12 protein-coding genes and 5 tRNA genes are annotated in these 17,992 nt (G+C 44.4%); 12 read left to right on the top strand and 5 right to left on the bottom strand.

Features of this window, described 5'->3' with window-relative positions; translation table 11 throughout:
• From SJY39_RS20715 to SJY39_RS20705, 3 genes are read right to left on the bottom strand one after another with little or no spacing between them, the layout of a single operon-like run.
• Window positions 1-3,123: a multidrug efflux RND transporter permease subunit gene (locus SJY39_RS20715; RefSeq protein WP_016784112.1), complete on the bottom strand. Its 3,123-nt coding sequence runs from the start codon at window positions 3,121-3,123 to the stop codon at window positions 1-3.
• 11 nt (window positions 3,124-3,134) lie between these two features.
• Window positions 3,135-4,241 carry an efflux RND transporter periplasmic adaptor subunit gene (locus tag SJY39_RS20710; protein ID WP_010433397.1) on the bottom strand — a complete coding sequence of 369 codons (1,107 nt, stop codon included), beginning with the start codon at window positions 4,239-4,241 and terminating at the stop codon, window positions 3,135-3,137.
• Window positions 4,242-4,259: 18 nt separating this feature from the next.
• Entirely contained in the window at window positions 4,260-4,841 is a 582-nt protein-coding gene (locus SJY39_RS20705; RefSeq protein WP_010433399.1) for a TetR/AcrR family transcriptional regulator, read from the bottom strand.
• Window positions 4,842-5,021: 180 nt separating this feature from the next.
• On the opposite strand from SJY39_RS20705, the gene rep reads away from it, so the two are divergent.
• On the top strand, window positions 5,022-7,040 hold the full coding sequence (rep, locus tag SJY39_RS20700; protein WP_010433402.1) for a DNA helicase Rep: 2,019 nt from the start codon (window positions 5,022-5,024) through the stop codon (window positions 7,038-7,040).
• A gap of 95 nt (window positions 7,041-7,135) precedes the next feature.
• Here the strand turns inward: rep and SJY39_RS20695 are convergent, their stop codons facing one another.
• Window positions 7,136-7,549: a cytochrome c5 family protein gene (locus tag SJY39_RS20695; protein ID WP_016788864.1), complete on the bottom strand. Its 414-nt coding sequence runs from the start codon at window positions 7,547-7,549 to the stop codon at window positions 7,136-7,138.
• 297 nt (window positions 7,550-7,846) lie between these two features.
• Between SJY39_RS20695 and SJY39_RS20690 the strand changes: the two genes are divergently transcribed.
• The 11 genes from SJY39_RS20690 to SJY39_RS20640 all read left to right on the top strand — a co-directional run bounded on the left by SJY39_RS20690 (window position 7,847) and on the right by SJY39_RS20640 (window position 17,663).
• A tRNA-Arg gene (locus tag SJY39_RS20690) sits at window positions 7,847-7,923 on the top strand.
• Between the two features lie 48 nt (window positions 7,924-7,971).
• Window positions 7,972-8,047: transfer RNA gene (locus tag SJY39_RS20685), tRNA-His, on the top strand.
• Between the two features lie 77 nt (window positions 8,048-8,124).
• Window positions 8,125-8,201: transfer RNA gene (locus SJY39_RS20680), tRNA-Pro, on the top strand.
• A 45-nt stretch (window positions 8,202-8,246) separates the two neighbouring features.
• Window positions 8,247-8,322 (top strand) — tRNA-His (locus SJY39_RS20675).
• A gap of 55 nt (window positions 8,323-8,377) precedes the next feature.
• Window positions 8,378-8,454 (top strand) — tRNA-Pro (locus SJY39_RS20670).
• A gap of 1,136 nt (window positions 8,455-9,590) precedes the next feature.
• Window positions 9,591-11,318, top strand: a complete 1,728-nt coding sequence (locus SJY39_RS20665) for an ABC transporter ATP-binding protein (protein ID WP_010433407.1) — start codon at window positions 9,591-9,593, stop codon at window positions 11,316-11,318.
• 94 nt (window positions 11,319-11,412) lie between these two features.
• Window positions 11,413-12,966 (top strand): ABC transporter substrate-binding protein, encoded by a 1,554-nt coding sequence (locus SJY39_RS20660; RefSeq protein ID WP_016768241.1) that lies wholly within the window; start codon window positions 11,413-11,415, stop codon window positions 12,964-12,966.
• Window positions 12,967-13,148: 182 nt separating this feature from the next.
• Entirely contained in the window at window positions 13,149-14,126 is a 978-nt protein-coding gene (locus SJY39_RS20655) for an ABC transporter permease (RefSeq protein WP_010433413.1), read from the top strand.
• A gap of 2 nt (window positions 14,127-14,128) precedes the next feature.
• The gene (locus SJY39_RS20650; protein ID WP_010433417.1) at window positions 14,129-15,067 is read left to right on the top strand and encodes an ABC transporter permease; all 939 of its coding nucleotides are present in this window, start codon (window positions 14,129-14,131) and stop codon (window positions 15,065-15,067) included.
• Between the two features lie 187 nt (window positions 15,068-15,254).
• Entirely contained in the window at window positions 15,255-16,217 is a 963-nt protein-coding gene (locus SJY39_RS20645) for an SPOR domain-containing protein (protein WP_016784110.1), read from the top strand.
• A gap of 201 nt (window positions 16,218-16,418) precedes the next feature.
• Window positions 16,419-17,663 carry an NADH:ubiquinone reductase (Na(+)-transporting) subunit B gene (locus SJY39_RS20640; RefSeq protein WP_010433422.1) on the top strand — a complete coding sequence of 415 codons (1,245 nt, stop codon included), beginning with the start codon at window positions 16,419-16,421 and terminating at the stop codon, window positions 17,661-17,663.
• A gap of 76 nt (window positions 17,664-17,739) precedes the next feature.
• Here SJY39_RS20640 and SJY39_RS20635 read toward each other — a convergent pair whose 3' ends face one another.
• Window positions 17,740-17,991, bottom strand: coding sequence for a DUF6482 family protein (locus SJY39_RS20635; protein ID WP_016784108.1), 252 nt, complete (start codon window positions 17,989-17,991; stop codon window positions 17,740-17,742).
• Window position 17,992: the final 1 nt, after the last annotated feature.

Genomic DNA, 17,992 nt, shown 5'->3' with positions numbered 1-17,992 from the left:
TTACTTATTATCAGCTAATTCTCTGTGTGCTGCTTTTGCTTCATCGACGCGAGCTAGCTTTTCTAGGTCTTTGTCTTCAACAAATACAGGTAGAGGTTTGTGTTTTTCAGCCAAGTAGCTGTAAATCACTGGCAGTACAAATAGCGTGAAGATAGTACCAATCGCCAGACCAGCTACGATTACGATACCAATACTAAAGCGCTGAGCCGCACCCGCACCACTTGCGTACATCAGTGGGATTAGGCCGGCGATCATCGCAGCTGTTGTCATTAGAATCGGACGAAGACGAACCTTCGCAGCTTCCATTACTGCTTCAATACGAGTCTTGTGATGATGCAACTGTTCCTCTTTTGCAACTTCACAGATCAAGATACCGTGCTTGGTAATCAGGCCGACCAAGGTGATTAAACCTACTTGTGAGTAGATATTCATCGTTGCCGCACCCCAAGCCAGAGCGATTAGGGCACCACAGATCGCAAGTGGCACAGATACCATGATAACCAATGGATCTTTAAGAGATTCGAATTGAATCGCCAGTACCAAGAAGATGATAGCCAGTGCTAAACCAAAGGTCGCGTAAAGCGCGCTACCTTCAGTTACGTATTGACGTGCTTCACCCATGTAATCGTGGTTATAGCCACTTGGTAGCTTATTCGCCGCCGTGTCTTCAAACCACGCAATTGCATCACCCATTGCAGCGCCTGGAGCAGGTACCGCACCAATCGTAGCTGAGTTCAATTGGTTGAAGTGAGGAAGAGAACGAGGCTCTGCCACAACATCAATCGTAATCAAACTGCCAAGTGGTACAGCATTACCGTCCGCAGCACGTACGTAGTAGTTATTCATCGATTCTGGGTTCAAACGGAATTTACGTTCAACTTGAGGGATAACCTCGTAAGAACGACCATTCAAGTCGATACGGTTTACGTAGCCATCTGACATCATGGTACCAAGCGTGATACCGATATCTTGCATGGTCACGCCGTATGCGCCCGCTTTGTCTTTGTCGATGTGTACTTTCATCGTTGCTGAGTCATAGTTCAGATCGAGATCCGAGTATACGAACAGCGGGTTTGTCGCTACATCAGTCAAGATATCAGTGGTGATTTGGAACAGGCTCTCAAAACTGTTTGGCGTTGTGATAACAAACTGAATTGGAAGACCTGAACCTGCACCTGGTAGTTCAGGCATTTGGAATGCAGTAACTGCCATTCCAGGAACATCTTTCACCAAACCACCAACGCGGGTTGCTACGTCAGATTGACTTGCTTCACGCTCACTCCAAGGCACCATAGATGCAATACCAAACGCTTGGTTTGCATTAGGAACACCTGTGAACACCTGCGCGTAAGCTACTTCTGGCTGATCAGACAGAACCTTATTTACGTCGTTCATGGTATTTTGCATGAAGTCTAAGTTCGCGTTCGACGGCGCCGTACCCATCAACATGATCACACCTTTATCTTCTGAAGGTGCTAACTCACTTGGGATGAACTTAAATAGCATTGGTAAGCTTGCAAATACGATCACCGCAAAGCCAATGAATACTGGGCGATGGTTCATTACCGCGCTAAGCATGCGCTCATAACGGTTCGTCATGCCATCCAGTACGCTATGTACTTTCTGTTCAAACTTGCTTGGCTCAGCATGAGCTTTTAGCATTTTAGAACACATCATTGGTGATAGTGTTAGTGCCACGATACCTGATACAAAAACAGAACCCGCTAGAGTTAATGCAAACTCTTTAAATAGTGAGCCCGTGATACCACCCATCATCGCGATTGGAGCGTATACTGCGCCTAGCGTTAGGGTCATTGCGATAACAGGAACCGCAATTTCACGAGTACCGATGATCGCAGCACGGAAAGGTGACTCCCCGAGCTTAATATGTCGGTCGACGTTTTCCAGTACCACGATCGCATCATCTACTACCAGACCGATGGCGAGCACCATTGCCAGTAGTGTCATCAGGTTCCAAGAGAAGCCCATTGCCTGCATTACCATTGCCACACCAATCAAAGACAGTGGGATAGTAACGATAGGGATCAGTACAGCACGGAACGAACCTAAGAACAGAGTAATTACGATCAATACGATTAATGCAGCTTCAAGGATGGTTTTTATAACCTCTTGAATCGATTCGTTAATCGCAATTGTCGAGTCATACATCACGTTCATGGAAATGTTACTTGGCAAGTTCTTCTCTAACTGAGGGAGAAGTTCGAGTACATCAGCGGCAATGTTGATTGGGTTTGCACTTGGTGCTGCGTTAATTGCTGCAACTACCGCTTCTTGGCCGTTGGCACTTGCACGGTAAATATCGTGGCTTTTCTCTAGAGAAACCTTAGCGATGTCAGACAGGCGAATAATCTCACCTTCACCACTTCTAACGACTAAGTTCTCTAGCTCTTCAGTGTTCGAAACTTGCGTGTCGGCACTGCCGTTATAAAGAACAAACTCACCTGTTGCTTGACCTGTCGCCGATTGGTAGTTATTCGCATCCAATACCGCCATTACGTCAGTTGCGGTAAGGTTTACTGCTGCCATTTTAGCTGGGTCTAGCCACACGCGTAGTGCGTATTTCATACCACCATATAGGTCAACTTTAGATACGCCATTTACCGTAAATAGTTGCGGGTTGATTACTCGCTCTAGATAGTCGGTAATTTGGCTCGACACTAACTCATCACTGGTAAAACCAATGTAGAGTACCGCCGTTGTTGAACCGGTAGACATAGTTACGGTTGGATCTTCGGCTTCTTTAGGAAGCTGAGAACGTACCGAGTTAGTCTTGGCCAGTATGTCAGACAGCGCCGCATTCGGGTCTGTGTTCAACTTCATGTTCACGGTAATCGTCGAGCTACCGAGTACAGAAGAAGAAGTCATATAGTCGATGTTATCCGCTTGGGCCACAGCCTGCTCGAGGGGCTGGGTGATAAAGCCTTGGATAAGATCGGCACTTGCACCGTAGTAACTCGTAGTTACGGTTACGACGGTATTCGTCATTTCAGGGTATTCACGCACCTGCATTTTGAAGATTGCTTGTAAGCCAAGCAACGCAATCAAAAAGCTGATGGATACCGCTAGAACTGGACGTTTAATAAAAACATCAGTAAAGCGCATTGGGCCTCCAGTTACAGCTTAGGTGTTTCAGATGGTGGAGTGATTGAATCACTTTCTACGATCTTAACTTTGGCACCGTTACTCAGACGTACTTGGCCAGAAGTTACAACCGTATCGCCAGCTTTAACGCCTTCAAGGATATGTGCGATATCTGCTGTACGTTCACCAACTTTCACAACATGTTGAGCAACACGTTGAACGCCGTCTTCTTCCGTTAGGATGTAAACATTGTCACCGTATAGAGTGAAAGTAATCGCCGTTTGCGGCAGGGTTACTTGGTTCTCTAGTTTAGGAAGAATGATGTTAGCGCGAGCGAACATGCCACTGCGAAGCTTGCCATCATTGTTTGGAATATCCGCTTGAACTTGAATAAGACCACTTTGGATGCTTACTGCAGGTTCAATAGCACTGATAGAGCCTTCAAACGGTTTTTCTGGGTAAGCATCAACAAAGATGTCGATAGCCTGGCCAACATTAATGCGAGAGATATCGGTTTGAGAAACCGTGAAGCGTAGGCGCATGACACTGGTGTCTTCTAAACGAACGATATCGGTACCCGATTGTAGGTATTGACCTAGGTATACGTTACGAATACCAACCTTGCCATCAAAAGGTGCGCGAATTTCACGGCGTTCGATCGAGGCTTTTAGGCTTTCAATATCAGCAGATAGAGAGAAGTAGTTTGCTTCTGCTTCATCGTACGCTTCTTTAGAAATAGAGCCTTTCTTGAATAGACCTTGGTAACGCTTGTATTTTGCTTTCGCAGCAGGCAAACGAGCTTCAGAACTCTTAAGGTTGGCTTTCTCTACGTCAGAATCAAGACGTACCAGTTGCTGACCACTCTTAACATCAGTACCCGATTCGAAAGAAATTTGGTCAATAACACCGCTGGTTTCGTTCGCTAGTGTCACACCTTGATTTGGTTCGATGAAGCCGATAGCTTCAATTACGGGAACCCAGTCGATCGGCTGAACTTCAGTTACCGTTACGGGAAACTCGGGTTCAGGGCGGTTGGCCATATACTCAGCAATTTTTTGTTGTTTGAACATGTTGAATCCAATAACGCTGCCAAAAAGCAATACAGCGATGAATAACATGAAGAAAGTCCACTTTTTCATTATGGTCAAAACTCCGATCTAGTGTTTAATTATTGCGTCCCAACTGGCTTCTATTGCAGCTTCTAGTGCTGCCTCGTCGAGTTGGTAAAATCCTAAAGAATGCTTTCGCGCTAGAGAGACACTAGCCGCTAAGCTCAAGCCGCTTAATACTTCATTATCAAGCGGTTTAAACAGTCCCTGCTCTTTACCTTCATTAAATAGCAGTTCAACTTGGGCAAACATTTTACGTTCCAGTTCCCTGAAGTTTAGGCTATTTGTAATAGGTAGAGAGTCATACTGAACCCGATTTTTTATCGCGGCTAAGTTCGTTCCCGCTAAGTTCCATATGTTCAACCACATAGTACGATAGCGTTGCTTAATTGGATCCGAATCATTAACCCCTTCTTGAACAGCATCAGCTACTCGTTGAGTCACGAGCACTCGAACATCATCGATCAAGTGATCTTTATCATCGAAGTAGCGATAGATAGTGCCTGCAGCTACCCCTGCTTCTTTGGCTAATTTTTGCATCGAAAGGCCTTGAAAACCGACCTCCGCAATGAGCTTTTCAGCAGCAGAAAGTATTTGTTGGCGTTTATCCTGAGGTGCATGAGTTGTCATCTTTCCATCACCAGTGAATGAACGTTCATTCATTATAGCCTAAGAACCATACATCTATGCAACAAAGTTTTACACAAATGACGTAAAAATCTTGTATAAGAGAACGTAGCATTCGTGCTATTGCAGCATTATTATAGGCGCGCAATTTAATTCGCCCCTCTAGACCAAATTGAGAATCAAATGAAACTGAATCCAAGACAAGATGAAGCCGTGAAGTATGTTTCTGGCCCCTGTTTAGTATTAGCAGGCGCTGGTTCAGGAAAAACACGTGTTATCACCAATAAGATTGCTTACTTGGTTCAAGAGTGTGGCTACAAAGCTCGTAATATTGCAGCGGTAACCTTTACCAATAAAGCGGCACGCGAAATGAAAGAGCGTGTAGGACAAACTCTAGGTAAAAATGAATCAAAAGGTCTGATCGTTTCGACCTTTCACACTATGGGTTTGACGATTATTCGCCGCGAATACAAAGCATTGGGTTTAAAAGCTGGCTTTTCTTTGTTTGATGATCAGGACCAGTTAGCTTTACTTAAAGAGTTAACCGAAAGGCAGATCGATGGTGACAAAGATCTACTACGCGCTTTAATGAGCACCATTTCGAATTGGAAGAATGACATGCTGACGCCTGATCAGGCCAAAGCACGAGCTCAAGGCGAACAAGAACAGCTTTTTGCATTCTGTTTTGAGATGTATCAGAAACAGATGAAGGCATACAACGCGCTCGATTTTGATGATCTGATTGCGATGCCGGTATTGTTACTGAAAACTAATCAAGAAGTCCGTGAGCGCTGGCAGTCTCGCATTCGCTATTTACTGGTCGATGAGTATCAAGATACCAACACCAGTCAATATGAGTTGGTTCGTTTATTGGTGGGAGAACGTGGTCGTCTGACGGTAGTAGGTGATGATGACCAATCTATTTACTCATGGCGTGGCGCAAAGCCGCAAAACTTGGTTTTGCTAGGTGAGGATTACCCGAACCTTCGTTTAATCAAACTAGAGCAAAACTATCGTTCAACCAGTCGAATTTTGCGTGCGGCGAACATCTTGATCGCTAATAACCCACACGTTTATGAAAAATCACTGTTCTCAGAGATCCCGGACGGTGAAAAGCTCAAGGTACTGAATGCCAAGAATGAAGAGCACGAAGCCGAACGTATTACTGGTGAGATCATTGCCCACAAGTTTTTGAATCGCACAGATTACAAAGATTACGCAGTGCTTTACCGTGGTAATCACCAATCTCGCTTGATTGAAAAAGCCTTGATGCAAAACCGTGTGCCTTACAAGATCTCTGGTGGTACGTCTTTCTTTGCTAGAGCTGAGATTAAAGACATCATGGCTTACTTACGTGTGTTGGTGAACCCAGATGATGACAATGCGTTTTTACGTATTGTGAACACGCCACGTCGTGAGATTGGTCCGGTTACTTTAGAGAAACTCGGCAGCTACGCCAATATGCGTGGTAAGAGCTTGTTTGAAGCCAGCTTTGAGATGGGCTTAGAGCAAACGTTGACGGGGCGTGGTCTAGAAAACTTGCGCCGTTTCGGTGACTGGATTGTTCGTATCTCGGATAATGCAGAGCGTGGTAATACGGTTGAGGCCGTACGTTCTTTGGTTCGTGACATTAACTATGAAGATTGGTTGTACGAAACTTCGGCGAGCCCGAAAGCGGCTGAAATGCGAATGAAGAACGTCTCTGATCTTTACAGTTGGATAGTGGCTGATCTTGAAGGTGACAACTACGACAAGGAAGAGAAAACCCTACGCGAGGTAGTGCAACGTTTAACACTGCGTGACATGATGGAGCGTGGGGAAGATGATGACGATGCAGACCAGGTTCAATTAATGACACTGCATGCATCGAAAGGCCTAGAGTTTCCATATGTATTCCTGATGGGGGCAGAAGAGGGTATTTTACCGCACCAAACCAGTGTTGATGAAGGCAACGTAGAAGAAGAGCGTCGTCTTATGTACGTAGGGATTACTCGAGCGCAAAAAGAGCTGACCTTTACTAAGTGTCGTGAACGCCGTCAATATGGTGAATTGATTAAGCCAACACAAAGTCGCTTTCTTGATGAACTGCCGCATGATGATGTGGAGTGGGAAAGCGTTAAGAAGCCTCAATCCGCTGAAGAAAGAATGGAAAAAGGGCAGGCGCACATTGCGAATATTCGAGCGATGTTCAATAAGAAATAATGATCTACTTTAATAGCACTATATAAAAACCAATAAAAAGGTGACCATGAGGTCACCTTTTTTGAATTTGGCATTTTTAATTACAGATCGGTAAATTACAGACCGGCAATCATGTGCTCGATAGCATCTTTGATTTCGTCGTCTGAACAGTCCATACATGAACCTTTCGCAGGCATTGCATTAAAGCCGTTGATTGCGTGATTCGCTAGAATATCGCGACCTTGAGCAATACGAGGACCCCAATCACCAGCATCGCCTTTTTTAGGTGCGCCACTTACGCCAGATGCGTGACAAGCGATACAAAAGGTACCGTAAACTGCTGCGCCATCACGAGGGCCTGTTGGTTCCGCGACTACTGGCTCACTGCCGACTAGGTATACTTGGCCAACTGGTTTGATGCGTTCAGCAATAGCATCTTGCTCTGCTTCGCTTAGGCCTGAAGCCATTGCACCAGTTGAAAAGGTTAAAACTGCGATGACAACGCTTAAAATTCGACGAGACATATCCATTAAACTCACTTTACATTCCCAAGGTAAGTACATGCTTACCAATTTATAGTGTTGGAAGGGTGTTTTGATTTGAGCAGCAAAGAGCAACTGTTAAACCAATGTAAATAATGGGTGATTATATCCCGATAAGTTGTTGCAATAAACAACAACTTATAAGCTGTAGCGGGTTGTAGTACTCAAATAAGGGGTTTATCACATATTAACTGTCGAAAAAGAGACCAAACAGAAAAAAAAGTTAAAAAAGTACTAGACGGCATTGGGTGATATACGTATTATTCCACTCCGCCGACAGGGCATGCGCCTGTAGCTCAGCTGGATAGAGCGTTGGCCTCCGGAGCCAAAGGCCGAAGGTTCGAATCCTTTCAGGCGCGCCATCCGGTCTCTTACTTCGGTAAGTGAGAATTGGCAAAAAAGAAATAATGGTGGCTATAGCTCAGTTGGTAGAGCCCTGGATTGTGATTCCGGTGGTCGCGAGTTCGAATCTCGTTAGCCACCCCATTCTTTCTTTACAAAATATCGGTAGCTTCGGCTTCCAGTGTTGATTCATTCTTCCCAAGAATCGATACAAAACTAGTCGGTGAATAGCGCAGCTTGGTAGCGCATCTGGTTTGGGACCAGAGGGTCGGGGGTTCGAATCCCTCTTCACCGACCACTATTTCAATAATCGCTTGTTAAGTGGTTATATAAAAAATTAGTGGTGGCTATAGCTCAGTTGGTAGAGCCCTGGATTGTGATTCCGGTGGTCGCGAGTTCGAATCTCGTTAGCCACCCCATTAATTTTGGTAGCTTCTTTGAAGTTTCCAGTTTGAGAAATCAAACGAAACATCTCGGTGAATAGCGCAGCTTGGTAGCGCATCTGGTTTGGGACCAGAGGGTCGGGGGTTCGAATCCCTCTTCACCGACCACCTTAAGAAAGCTCATCAGAAATGATGAGCTTTTTTTCTATCTGGAGAAAAGATAATGATGTATTCGGGGGCTGGAAGCCCAGTCGTATCAAATCCTTCTTCACCGAGCACCTTTAAGAAAGCTCATCAGAAATGATGAGCTTTTTTTCATCTGTAGATCACTAGATTGGAACCCAAGTGGGGTTTGCCTGATGTTCAAAGAATGTCTCTTCACCGATCACTTAAGAAGCCTCAACTAGCCGTCCGCGTCAGAAATGACGGGGCTTTTTTACGCCTGGAATTTAGATCATTTGAGACCAGAGGGCTGGATCGCCAGTCCGCAGGAAGCCCTGCCGCGCCGTTATTCATTAACCTGCTATTTAAGGTTATGAACTTACCTATTTCGAAAAATTGTCTGTGATCGTACTGGTAAAATGTACTTTCGTATTAAATGAGCATGCTGTCATGTCTTTAATTATTACGTCTTTATAAATATATTTTCTCTATAAAATCATTAGATCTATATCTAATTTTATATAAATTGATTGCTCAATAATTCGACAAACTAATGGGTTTGGTCTAAGTGTTTTTATGAAAAGAGAAATCTAACCCTAGATTTGCTCTCTAAGGTCTATATTTGACAGATTTCTTCATATTAAATAGCCTAAAATCGTCTCTAATTTTATAAGCCTCTTATTTTACTACTTTACATTTATCACACTTATCTTGATGGTGGAAAGTGTGGCTTATTACTATGTATCTAGTTGTTTTATTTGTATTATTTAAATAATCTAGCATTTGTTTCTATAGTGTTAATTGTTTTTTGGAATAATTATTTGTTTTAAATGACTAATAGTGAGATCTGCTTTGAACGATTGGTTTCAGTCTACAAGTAAGTTGTAGTAAGGGATTTGTGAGTATTTCTCACCATGAGTATGATGTTGATTTTTATTACTATATGCTCTTTTTTTGAATAGTTATGTAGTGCTTTTGCTTGCCAGGCGTTTAATGTCGACTTTTTATCCTATTTTTGTTGCTTTTCTGTGAATTATTTGCCAAATTGTCAACCGTATAAAATATCAGAACAATATTCTGGTAAGAATGGATTCAATTTTGCAGACAGGGCAGAAAGCTGCCAAAGCAGTAGAGGTCTGGTAATGTCACTTTTAGAAGTAAAAAATCTTCGTATCGAATATCCATCTCGTCATGGAGTTCACGCCGCAGTTAAATCACTTTCGTTCAACATTGAACGTGGTGAGATCGTTGGCGTTGTAGGCGAATCTGGTGCAGGTAAATCAACTGTGGGTAATGCTGTTATTGATTTACTGAGCCCTCCTGGCCGTATTGCTAGCGGCGAGGTGTTTCTGGATGGCGAAAAAGTTTCGGGTTTATCTCCTGAGCAGATGCGCTCTGTTCGCGGCTCAAAGATTGGATTTATCTTCCAAGACCCAATGACTTCTCTTAACCCTCTATTCACAGTAGAACAGCAGTTAAAAGAGACGATTCATGCCAACATGAAGGTTTCGGATCAAGAAGCCTACCAGCGTTCACTAGACTTGATGAACCAAGTGGGTATCCCACAACCAGAAAACCGTTTAAAGCAGTACCCACACCAGTTTTCTGGCGGTATGCGTCAGCGTGTTGTTATCGCGATCGCATTGGCAGGTGAACCTGACTTAATCATCGCAGATGAACCAACAACCGCACTGGATGTTTCTATCCAAGATCAGATCTTGGGTTTGATTCGCGACCTATGTATTAAGAAGAACGTAGGTTGTATGTTGGTCACGCACGATATGGGTGTTGTATCTAACGTAACCGATCGTGTAGCCGTGATGTATCGTGGTGATTTGGTTGAGTTTGGCCCAACGGCGAAAGTCCTTGGCACTCCTGAGCATCCATACACACACAGCCTTATTTCAGCGGTTCCGCGTTCAGATCGTAAACTCGATCGTTTCCCTACAGTGAGTTACATCGAAGAAGCACACGAGATGGAACCACTGGATGTGAAAAACCACTGGTTGGGCCAAAGCCAAGATCACCGTGATTACACGGGGCCTTTGTTGAACGTTGAAAACGTGAACTTACGTTTTACGACTAAAGATTCATTCTTCGAAAGCCGTCGTGAATATGTTCAAGCGTCAAACAACGTCAGCTTTGAAGTGCATGAAGGTGAGACGTTTGGTTTGGTGGGTGAATCTGGTTCGGGTAAATCAACGATTGCTCGTGTGATTGCTGGCTTATACGCACCGAACTCAGGCAAGGTAACCTTTGAAGGTATTGACCTTACCGGTCTTAAATCTGAAAAAGAGCGTCGCCCTATGCGTCGCCAAATGCAGATGGTTTTCCAAAATCCGTATACATCAATGAACCCTCGAATGAAGATATTCGACATCATTGCTGAACCTATCCGTTTCCATAAGCTAACTCGCAACGAAAATGAAACTCGTCAGATCGTTAACGACCTGCTCGATCACGTTGGTTTGGGCCAAATGGCAGGGGTTAAGTACCCGCACGAATTCTCAGGTGGCCAACGTCAGCGTATCTCTATTGCTCGCGCTCTGGCAACTCGTCCTCGTCTTCTGATTTGTGATGAACCTACCTCGGCGCTGGATGTGTCAGTACAGGCTCAAATCCTTAATCTATTGAAAGACCTGCAAGACGAGCTCAATCTGACTATGCTGTTCATCAGTCATGATTTACCGGTTATTCGTCAAATGTGTGATCGTGTTGGCGTGATGCAAATGGGCGAACTATTGGAAGTTGCGCCAACTGAGCAGTTATTCCAATCGCCTCAGCATGAATACAGTAAGCACCTAATTTCTTTAATGCCTGAGTTTACGGGCTTAAGAGAAGAAAAAGCAGTGGCAAAAGCCGCAGTATAAAAATCAGCAGGCTGGAGTTTAGCTTGCTAAAAACAATAAACAGACGCAAATACAACAACTAGGGATCTGGATTCCCGCATGAAGGAGTTATGCAATGAAAACCATGAAAAGCAAATTAGCAGTAGCTTTGATGGCAGCTGGCCTAAGCTTTAGTGCAGCAGCAGCAGATATTACCGTTGGCTACGCAGCTGACCCAGTATCACTTGATCCGCACGAGCAGCTGTCTGGTGGCACACTGCAAATGTCTCACATGGTGTTTGACCCTCTAGTACGTTTTACACAAGAGATGGATTTTGAAGGCCGCCTAGCATCTAGCTGGGAGCGTGTTGATGAAACGACTTTCCGTTTCAACCTACGTAAAGGTGTGAAATTCCACTCTGGTAACGAACTGACAGCTGATGATGTTGTGTGGACTTTTGAACGTCTACAAGCTTCTCCAGACTTTAAGTCTATCTTCACGCCATACGAGAAAATGGTAAAAGTGGATGACTATACAGTTGAGCTAGTATCAAAAGCGGCTTACCCACTAGTACTACAAACAGCAACTTACATCTTCCCAATGGACAGCAAGTTCTACTCAGGCCAAACAGCTGAAGGTAATGACAAGTCTGAACTAGTTAAGCACGGTAATTCGTTTGCTTCGACTAATGTTTCAGGTACTGGTCCATTCATCGTTACGCAACGTGAGCAAGGCGTTAAAGTTACGTTCGAGCGTTTCAATGATTACTGGGATACAGAAACGGATGGTAACGTAGACAAGCTAACACTTGTGCCAATCAAAGAAGACGCAACGCGTGTTGCAGCACTTCTTTCTGGCGATGTAGATATGATTCACCCTGTAGCACCAAACGATCACAAGCGTGTTAAGAACGCTAAGAATATCGATCTAGTAACGCTACCTGGTACTCGTATCATTACGTTCCAAATGAACCAAAACAGCAACGAAGCACTGAAAGATGTGCGTGTTCGTCAAGCAATCGTTCATGCGATTAACAATGAAGGTATTGTTAAGAAAATCATGAAAGGTTTCGCGACAGCTGCTGGTCAGCAAAGCCCAACAGGCTACGCGGGTCACAACGAAGATCTAGTTCCTCGTTACGATCTGAAAAAAGCGAAAGAGCTGATGAAAGAAGCGGGCTACGAAGATGGCTTTACACTAACTATGGCAGCGCCTAACAACCGTTACGTGAACGATGCGAAAGTAGCGCAAGCGTCTGCGGCAATGCTGTCTAAGATTGGTATCAAAGTTGATCTTAAGACGATGCCTAAAGCACAGTACTGGCCTGAGTTTGACCTATGTTCAGCAGACATGATGATGATCGGTTGGCACTCAGACACAGAAGATTCAGCGAACTTCAATGAGTTTCTAACAATGACTCGTAACGAAGAGACTGGTCGTGGTCAATACAACTGTTCTGGCTACTCAAACCCAGAAATGGATGCGATTGTAGAAGCTTCTAACACAGAAACTGATCCAGTTAAGCGTTCTAAGATGCTGAAAGGCGTTGAAGCAACACTTTACAACGATGCAGTATTCGTACCTCTACACTGGCAAAGTGAAGCGTGGGGCGCGAAGTCTAACGTTGGTGCTGCAGACATCGTAAACCCAATGGTTATGCCTTACTTCGGCGACCTAGTTGTAAAATAATCTAGCTTGCTAGAATCGAGAGCCTGAAGTTTTTCAGGCTCTCAATATTATTAAGATATAGATTTAAGTTTCGGTATTTGGTCTTCCTTCAGTCTGGCTAAATACCTTTTTTAAGACTGAATTTTTTTGTTGTCTAATCGCGGATTTCGATTAGATAGTCATGGATAGATAAGGGGCAAGGAATGGTTACGTTTCTGGTCAAGCGCCTGTTTCAGGCACTGATAGTGATGTTTGTGATCAGTTTGGTGGCGTTTGCCATTCAGGATAACCTGGGCGACCCGTTACGTGAGTTAGTCGGTCAATCTGTTTCAGAGTCGGAGCGTCAAGCGCTACGTGATGAACTCGGCTTAAATGATCCCTTCGTTACAAAATACTCTCGCTTTATAGGCGCAGCCCTACAAGGTGATCTTGGTACTTCATATTTCTTTAAACGCCCTGCTGTGGACGTAATTCTAGATAAACTGGTCGCGACACTGGAGCTCGTGTTCGGTGCTTCTCTGATCATTGTTTGTCTGTCGATTCCATTAGGCGTTTATTCTGCAATACACCCAAAAAGTTTCTTCACTAAGCTTGTGATGGCCGGTAGTAGTATCGGTATCTCTGTGCCTGTTTTCTTAACTGCAATCATGCTGATGTATGTGTTCTCTATCGAGCTAGGTTGGCTGCCATCATTTGGACGTGGTGAGACTGCAAACTGGTTTGGTTGGGAGTCTGGCTTCTTAACACTAGATGGCCTTGCACACTTAGTTCTGCCGAGTATTGCTTTGGCATCTATCATGCTGCCGCTGTTCATTCGTCTAGTGCGTTCTGAAATGCTAGAGGTTCTTAGTTCTGAATACATCAAGTTTGGTAAAGCAAAAGGCCTAGCGCTGAACAAGATTTACTACCAACACGCTTTGAAGAACACAATGTTACCTGTACTAACGGTAGGTGGTGTTCAAATCGGTACTATGGTGGCTTACACCATTCTTACTGAAACTGTATTCCAGTGGCCGGGCACCGGCTTCCTATTCCTTGAAGCGATTAACCGAGTGGATACACCATTGATTACCGCATACGTTATCTTCGTTGGCTTGATCTTCGTAGTAACGAACACCATTGTTGATTTGCTTTACGGCATCATTAACCCAACAGTGAACATTACAGGGAAAGGAGCATAATCATGGAACAAACAACAACAGCTCCATCTCGTTGGGAGCGATTCAAGCAGTCAGACATTCTGTACTACTTCTTACGCGATAAAGTGGCTATGTTCAGCTTCGCCATCTTCGCCGCCTTCCTTGTGATGGCATTAGCGGCACCGATTTTAGCCCCAATCGACCCATACGACGTGACGTCTATCGATATCATGGATTCAGAACTGCCACCATCTTGGATGGAAGACGGTGAAGAACGTTTCTTACTGGGTACTGACGAGCAAGGTCGTGACATCTTATCGACTATGCTTTACGGCTCCCGCTTATCACTGACCATTGGTTTCTTAGCGGTTGGCCTTCAGTTGACTCTCGGTATCATTATCGGTTTGTCTGCGGGTTACTTCGGTGGTCGTATTGATAGCTTCCTGATGCGTTTTGCTGATGTTCAACTTTCATTCTCAACCATGATGGTTGCGATCATTGTCTCAGCCATCTTTAAGGCAAGTTTCGGCAGTGACTTCTACGCGCAATATGCCGTTGTTATGCTGGTGGTGATCATCGGTATTGCAGAATGGCCGCAGTATGCTCGTACCATTCGTGCATCGGTATTGGCAGAGAAGAAGAAAGAATATGTTGAAGCGGCACGTGTGATGGGCTTTAGAGCGCCTCGCATCATGTTCCGTCATATTCTACCGAACTGTTTATCACCGATCTTGGTTATCTCTACGGTACAGGTGGCAAATGCCATCATGTCAGAAGCGGCACTTTCTTTCCTAGGTTTAGGCCTTCCGGTAGACCAACCGTCACTGGGTGCCCTAATCAGTACTGGTTTTAACTACATTTTCTCAGGAGCATGGTGGATCACAGCATTTCCTGGTGTGCTTTTGGTAACATTAGTTCTAGTTATTAACCTACTAGGCGACTGGTTACGTGACGTGTTTAACCCTAAAATTTATAAAGGGTGATAGCTCGGTTTGATTTTTAGCAAAAAAAGTCACTAAACTAAGAGCCGTAAGCAATTACGGCTCTTTTTTTGCTTAATGGATCTGGAACTTAGTATTATTGATAGTGTCAATGATACTTAAAATGGAATTCATGTTTTATCGACATTGATTCGGTAATAATTAACCCGTGAGGGTTTAAGTGGTGGTTATGAAATTGACAATGAATGCTGTATGTCGTGCTGTGATGAGAAATTATCGTATGGGGCTTATCGCTGTATCTCTTCTGGTGTCGAGCCAAGTTAATGCAGAATCGGTACTATGCGATGCCACTCAAGCAAGCACCAATCAATTACCACAGCTAGAACAATCATGTCCGATCGGTAAAGGTGTATGGGGCAGCAAAGCGCCTAAACGTCATTCAGATAACGAACTGTTTTGGGTTCAATGTGGTTTGCTAAATAAGCCTTTGTCACTGAACCGAGCGAAGCCTCTATATGAAAAGATCTCAACTAACGTATGGATGAAGCCTGAGGGTGGCGATTATCGTTGTTTGATTGGTCCTTACTCTACATTTTCGGATGCGAGAAAAGACTTAGCTCAAGTACGCAAGGTGTCTGGTTATGGTGAAGCCTTTATTCGTATGGTTGATAAGTCTAAAACCTCATCACAGCCTGTCGTTGCAAAACCAGCAGAGTCAAAAGCTGTAAAGCCTAAGGCTCCTGTAAAAGTAGAAGCTAAACCTGCGCCGAAACCTGTGGCGGTTAAGCAAGCGGCTGCGGTAACGAGTGCTGCCGCTATTCAGACGCTACCAAGCGGTAATGCGAGTACAGACAACGATCTAGAAATCGAAATTCGCGTGACAGCCAATGTGTCGGGCAACCAATATGCTATTCCTTACCTCCTAGACCATCAGCAGCAGTTCTATATGGAGCAAGGCAAGCCTTGGAGCCGCCTCGATTACGGTAGCGCTGAATTAGTCTGCAATAAGGTCAACATGAAGCTGATGACTGAAAAACAGTGGCAGAGTATTTTGGGTTCAAAAGTCATGGAAAAACAGAATTGGCCAATGCACTTACCTTATTGGGGGGCAGGCAAGAAGGGTCTGTTTACCAATGGTAATGTAAACCAATTGAAAGGGTCTTCATTGCTTAATGTCATGTGCGTTAAATAAGTAACCTAAAGTAAGACTAAATGAGCCTCAGCTATCGCTGGGGCTTTGTTATTTATGAACCTAACTTTCTCATATTGGTTTTGTTCTTGAATGTTGGTCAGTTTCTTGAATACGAACTTGATTAAAAATCGCTAAAAGTTGTTCAAATTGAGCGTTTGATGCGTAGAAAACCATAACTCAAGCAATAAGGTGATTGAGATTATGAGTTTTAAAAAACGTTTAGAAGATGTGGCACCGCAATTTGAAGCCGGAGGTAAGTACGAAAAACTCTACCCAGTGTATGAGGCGTTCGCGACGATATTTTACACGCCTGGCAATGTAAACCGAGGGTTGACCCACGTTCGAGATAGTATCGATCTCAAACGAATCATGATTCTGGTGTGGCTAGCGACCTTCCCTGCCATGTTCTGGGGCATGTATAACGTCGGGCATCAGAGTGTTTCGGCACTCACATCCAGCTATCAACTGAGTGAGCTCACTTCGGTTATCGAGAGTAGTTGGCGCTTGTCTTGGGCATTTGGTGATGCGCCATCATTAATGGCAAGCGGTTGGGGCAGCCAGATGTTTTTTGGGGCGCTCTATTTCCTTCCTGTTTATGCCACGGTTTTTGTCGTTGGTGGTTTTTGGGAGGTACTGTTCGCGGTTGTTCGCAAGCACGAAGTCAACGAAGGCTTTTTCGTGAGTTCGGTTTTATTTGCCTTAATTCTCCCGCCGACGATTCCACTATGGCAAGCCGCATTAGGCATCACCTTTGGTATCGTTGTTGCTAAAGAGTTGTTCGGTGGTACAGGACGAAACTTCCTTAACCCTGCGTTAGCTGGGCGGGCTTTCCTCTATTTTGCTTATCCAGCCAACATGTCGGGTGGGCTTGTGTGGGTCGCGGCGGCTGATGGCTATTCAGGGGCGACACCACTCAGTCAGTGGTATGAGGGAGGCAGTACCTCTTTAATCAACAACATGACTGGCGAGACAATAACTTGGATGGATGCGTTCATCGGTAATATTCCAGGATCGATGGGGGAGGTTTCTTCGCTATTAATTATGCTTACTGGGTTGATGCTCATTTTCATGAAGATAGCGTCTTGGCGTATTGTTGCCGGGGTTATCATCGGTCTTGTGGTGACCTCTAGTTTGATGAACTGGATCGGCTCTGATACCAACTCGATGTTCTCGATGCCGTTTTACTGGCACTTTGTGTTGGGTGGTGTTGCTTTTGGTACTTTCTTTATGGCAACCGATCCAGTTTCTGCCGCGTTTACCAATCAGAGTAAGTGGGCTTACGGGATCTTGATTGGTGTAATGACGGTCGGCATCCGAGTGCTCAATCCTGCTTATCCAGAAGGCATTATGCTCGCTATCTTGTTTGCTAACTTGTTCGCACCATTGTTCGACTTTGTTGTGAAAGAGCAAAACATCAAGCGAAGACAAAAACGCACAGCTCGATAAGAAATATGACCCAAAAGAAAAAGGCTTGCACTAGTGCAAGCCTTTCTATTTTTATCACGATTGATTTGAATTTGATTCAACTCCATTTCAAATCAATCTCGAATGGTTGGGTATTACCACAATGCTCACCACACATCTCGTCGTAGGCACTGTTGTGAACCAACATTGCCGATGCTACGCCTCGATCGCTAAAGTGGTCGCGCGCTTGGTTAACACTTAAAAACTTCATTGGGTGCTGTTGGTCGTTTTTGATTAACTGCTTTTGCTCGCCAATAATTTGGTAAGCCAAGTAGATCCCGCCTTCAAATGATTCAATTAGTAGATTCATC

Origin of the sequence: Vibrio sp. R78045 (assembly GCF_042466085.1) — a bacterium.
Taxonomy (GTDB): Bacteria; Pseudomonadota; Gammaproteobacteria; order Enterobacterales; family Vibrionaceae; genus Vibrio; species Vibrio cyclitrophicus.
This window is presented reverse-complemented; position numbering and strand designations above follow the sequence as displayed.